Source organism: Pseudomonas sp. V98_8, assembly GCF_029967975.1.
GTDB lineage: Bacteria > Pseudomonadota > Gammaproteobacteria > Pseudomonadales > Pseudomonadaceae > Aquipseudomonas > Aquipseudomonas umsongensis.
The window spans coordinates 1-3,742 of the sequence record NZ_JASCAE010000014.1; the positions used below are offsets into that span (position 1 = coordinate 1).

3 protein-coding genes are annotated in these 3,742 nt (G+C 63.2%); 2 read left to right on the top strand and 1 reads right to left on the bottom strand.

Annotation, left to right across the window (positions count from 1 at the left end):
• Positions 1–54 precede the first annotated feature (54 nt).
• Positions 55–1,332 (bottom strand): acetyl-CoA C-acetyltransferase, encoded by a 1,278-nt coding sequence (locus QLG10_RS07810; RefSeq protein WP_282486589.1) that lies wholly within the window; start codon positions 1,330–1,332, stop codon positions 55–57.
• 119 nt (positions 1,333–1,451) lie between these two features.
• Between QLG10_RS07810 and QLG10_RS07815 the strand changes: the two genes are divergently transcribed.
• Positions 1,452–2,804 carry a 3-oxoacyl-ACP reductase gene (locus QLG10_RS07815; RefSeq protein WP_110753202.1) on the top strand — a complete coding sequence of 451 codons (1,353 nt, stop codon included), beginning with the start codon at positions 1,452–1,454 and terminating at the stop codon, positions 2,802–2,804.
• Positions 2,805–2,806: 2 nt separating this feature from the next.
• On the top strand, positions 2,807–3,661 hold the full coding sequence (locus QLG10_RS07820) for a MaoC/PaaZ C-terminal domain-containing protein (RefSeq protein ID WP_179057266.1): 855 nt from the start codon (positions 2,807–2,809) through the stop codon (positions 3,659–3,661).
• Positions 3,662–3,742 lie beyond the last annotated feature (81 nt).

A 3,742-nucleotide genomic window follows, 5' to 3' on the forward strand; every position in this document is an offset into this window, starting at 1 on the left:
GCGATGGCGTCCGTGAGATCGCCATCGCCAGCAAGCCGGCTCCTGCAGGTATCGTCAACGTTCGATGATGGCGGTTACCCCCTGACCACCGGCGGCGCAGATCGAGATAAGCCCACGCCCCTTTCCCGCCGCATCAAGCAACTTGGCCAGGTTGGCGAGGATGCGCCCGCCCGTGGCTGCAAACGGGTGCCCGGCCGCCAGTGAACTGCCTTTGACATTGAGCTTGCTGCGGTCGATGGACCCCAGCGGTGCGTCGAGGCCCAGCCGGCTTTTGCAGTACTCGGGGTCTTCCCAGGCCTTCAAGGTACAGAGCACTTGCGCGGCGAACGCTTCATGGATTTCGTAGTAATCGAAGTCCTGCAAGGTCAGGCCATTGCGCGCCAGCAACCTTGGCACGGCATACACCGGCGCCATCAACAAGCCCTCGGCGCCATTGACGAAATCCACCGCCGCGGCCTCGCCATCGCGCAGGTAGGCAAGGATCGGCAAGCCACGTGCCTTCGCCCACTCTTCACTGCCCAGCAGCACCAGCGAGGCGCCATCGGTCAGCGGCGTGGAGTTACCGGCAGTCAGGGTGCCTTTGGCGCTTTTTTCGAAAACGGTCTTGAGTGAGGCGAGTTTTTCCAGGGTCAGGTCCGGGCGCAAATTGTTGTCGCGGGTGAGGCCAAGAAACGGCGTCATCAAATCATTTTGCCAACCTTCGGCATAGGACGCGTCAAGATTCTGATGGCTCAGCAGGGTCAGCTGATCCTGCTCTTCGCGAGGAATGTTCCAGGTTTGCGCCATCAACTCGCAATGCTCGCCCATGGACAAACCGGTGCGCGGCTCGCCATTGCGCGGGAACTCCGGAATCAGGTGCCGGGGGCGCAACTGCAGGAAGGGCTTGAGTTTTTCAGCGGTCGTGTTGGCGCGATAGGCTTGCAGCAAAATCTTGCGCAACCCTTCGTTGACGCTGATCGGCGCATCCGAGGTGGTGTCGACGCCACCGGCAATGCCGCAGTCGATTTGTCCCAAGGCAATTTTGTTAGCCACCAGCAGCGCCGCTTCAAGCCCGGTGCCGCAAGCTTGCTGGATGTCGTAGGCCGGGGTAGCGGGCGACAATCGCGAACCGAGCACGCACTCGCGCGTCAGGGCCATGTCCCTCGGTAACTTGAGCACAGCCCCGGTGACCACTTCGCCAAGGCGCAGGCCATGCAGGTTGTAGCGTTCGATCAGGCCTTCGAGCGTGGTCGTGAGCATGGCCTGGTTACTGGCGGTGGCGTACGGCCCGTTGGACCGAGCGAAGGGTATCCGGTTACCGCCGATGATCGCGACGCGACGCAGCTGAGTCATGAAAAGCTTCCTATTCTGTGAAGGCCATTACCCGCAAGCGTAGGCCTTTTCCAGTGAATCGAACGACTGATTGCCATTCATGGTCCACACTTTGAACCTCATCTGCTGGAGCGCGTTCCATGTCCGACCGCTATATCGACTTCGCCAACTCGTCCATCGGCCATCGAATGGTCGCAGCCCTGGGTCTTCCTTCGCCGGTACGCCTGGAGCGCTGGCAAGCAGGCCGATTGCGCCCTGTCGAAGGTGCTTTGCTGATTGGCGGCGGCCCATTGGCGGAAAAGGTCAGTGCCTTCGCCAACCGCCTGACGGACGCGATCTACACCTACGGCACCGATCCCTCGATGGCGGCCGCGTGGATTCCCGGACATGGCCCGAAACTAAAGGCGGTGGTATTCGATGCCACTGATCTTGTGCAAGCCGACCAGCTCAAGCAACTGCGCGAATTCTTCCAGCCACTGATGAAAAATCTCGACCACAGTGCGCACCTGGTGATCCTGGGGCGTGACCCGCGGACCTTGAGCGACCCATTCGCCGCCAGCACCCAGCGCGCCCTCGAAGGTTTCAGTCGCTCGCTGGCCAAGGAACTGCGCAGCGGTGGCACCTTGCAGCTGATCCATGTTGGCGAAGGTGCAGAAGATCAACTGGAAGGACCTCTAAGGTTTTTCCTCTCGCCGAAAAGCGCCTTCGTATCCGGGCAAGTGATTGGCCTGCAAGCCTGCGACACCCAGGTGACGGACTGGACGCGCCCGCTGGCCGGGCGCAAGGCACTGGTTACCGGCGCTGCGCGTGGCATCGGCGCCGCCATCGCCGAAACCCTGGCCCGTGACGGTGCCGAGGTCATCCTGCTCGACGTGCCCCCGGCCAGGACCGATCTCGACGCCCTCGCCGCACGCCTCGGCGGGCGTGGTATCACCCTGGACATCTGCGCCGAGAATGCCGCGACGGAGTTGGTGGAACAGTTACCCGACGGCATCGACATCGTGGTGCACAACGCCGGCATCACCCGGGACAAAACCCTGGCCAACATGACGCCGGAGTTCTGGGACGCAGTGCTCGCCGTCAACCTCAACGCCCCGCAAGTGCTGACCAAGGCCCTGCTCGACAGCGGCACCCTGCGCGACAATGGCCGGGTGATCCTGCTGGCGTCGATCAGCGGCATCGCGGGCAATCGCGGACAAACCAACTACGCGGCGAGCAAGGCCGGGCTGATTGGCCTGGCACAGGCGTGGGCGCCGCTGTTGCATGGGCGGGGCATCAGCATCAATGCCGTGGCCCCGGGCTTCATCGAAACGCAAATGACCGCGCACATTCCATTCGGCCTGCGCGAAGCCGGGCGACGCATGAGCTCGCTGGGCCAGGGTGGCCTGCCGCAAGACGTCGCCGAAGCAGTGGCCTGGCTCGCGCAACCGGGCACGGGCGCATTCACCGGCCAGGCATTGCGTGTCTGCGGGCAAAGCGTTCTGGGAGCCTAGGCATGATCATCGACTGGCACACACTCAACCGCGAACCCAGCCTGCCGGGGCTGTATGTGCAGGCGGCGACGCGGCGCAAAATCACCGGCACCACCCTGCCCCATTCGGGTTTGCGCTGCTGGCTCGATGTCGACCCAAAGCGCCTGGCGGCCTATCGCAAGGTCTGCGGCTTCGCCGACAACAGCCTGCTGCCACCCACCTACCCGCACATCCTTGCATTCGCCTTGCAGATGCAATTGCTCACCGCCCGGGACTTTCCGTTCCCGCTGCTGGGGCTGATTCACCTGAGCAATCGCATTCGCGTGCTGCGCCCCATGGGCGGGGTCCACCGGGTGCGGGCCAGCGTGTGCGTGGAGAACCTGCAACCCCATGCGAAGGGCGCGACCTTCGATCTGGTGACGACGCTGGATGATCAACTGGGACCGCTCTGGGAGGCGCAAAGCCAGATGCTGTGCCGGGGCGTGAAGCTTGAAGGCGAGCCCGTCGAGGAGGAGCTGGCCTCGACGCTGGCACTGACGCAAGTCGACCACTGGAAAGCGCCCGCGGACATCGGCCGGCAGTACGCCAAGGTATCGGGCGACTACAACCCGATTCACTTGAGTGCTGCTAGCGCCAAAATGTTCGGTTTTCCATCGGCGATCGCCCATGGCTTATGGAACAAGGCCCGCACCCTGGCCGCCCTCGCCGAGCATCTGCCGGCCGCAAACGTCGAGATCGTGGTGCAATTCAAAAAGCCGGTGCGCCTGCCCAGCGAGGTGACCTTACTGGCCAGCGCCGCAGGTTCCAGCGGGGATCTGCAACTGGTCGGGGCTGGTGATCTGGAGCACATGGTTGGCCACTGGCGGCCGATTGCCTGACCCTGGCGAATGTACCTCGCTCCTGTAGGAGCTGCCGCAGGCTGCGATCTTTTGATCTTTTGCCCCCGGGAAGATCAAAAG

Coding starts and splice junctions, on each gene's coding strand:
- QLG10_RS07810 (WP_282486589.1), bottom strand. CDS start 1,332: ATGACTCAGCTGCGTCGCGTCGCGATCATCGGCGGTAACCGGATACCC.
- QLG10_RS07815 (WP_110753202.1), top strand. CDS start 1,452: ATGTCCGACCGCTATATCGACTTCGCCAACTCGTCCATCGGCCATCGA.
- QLG10_RS07820 (WP_179057266.1), top strand. CDS start 2,807: ATGATCATCGACTGGCACACACTCAACCGCGAACCCAGCCTGCCGGGG.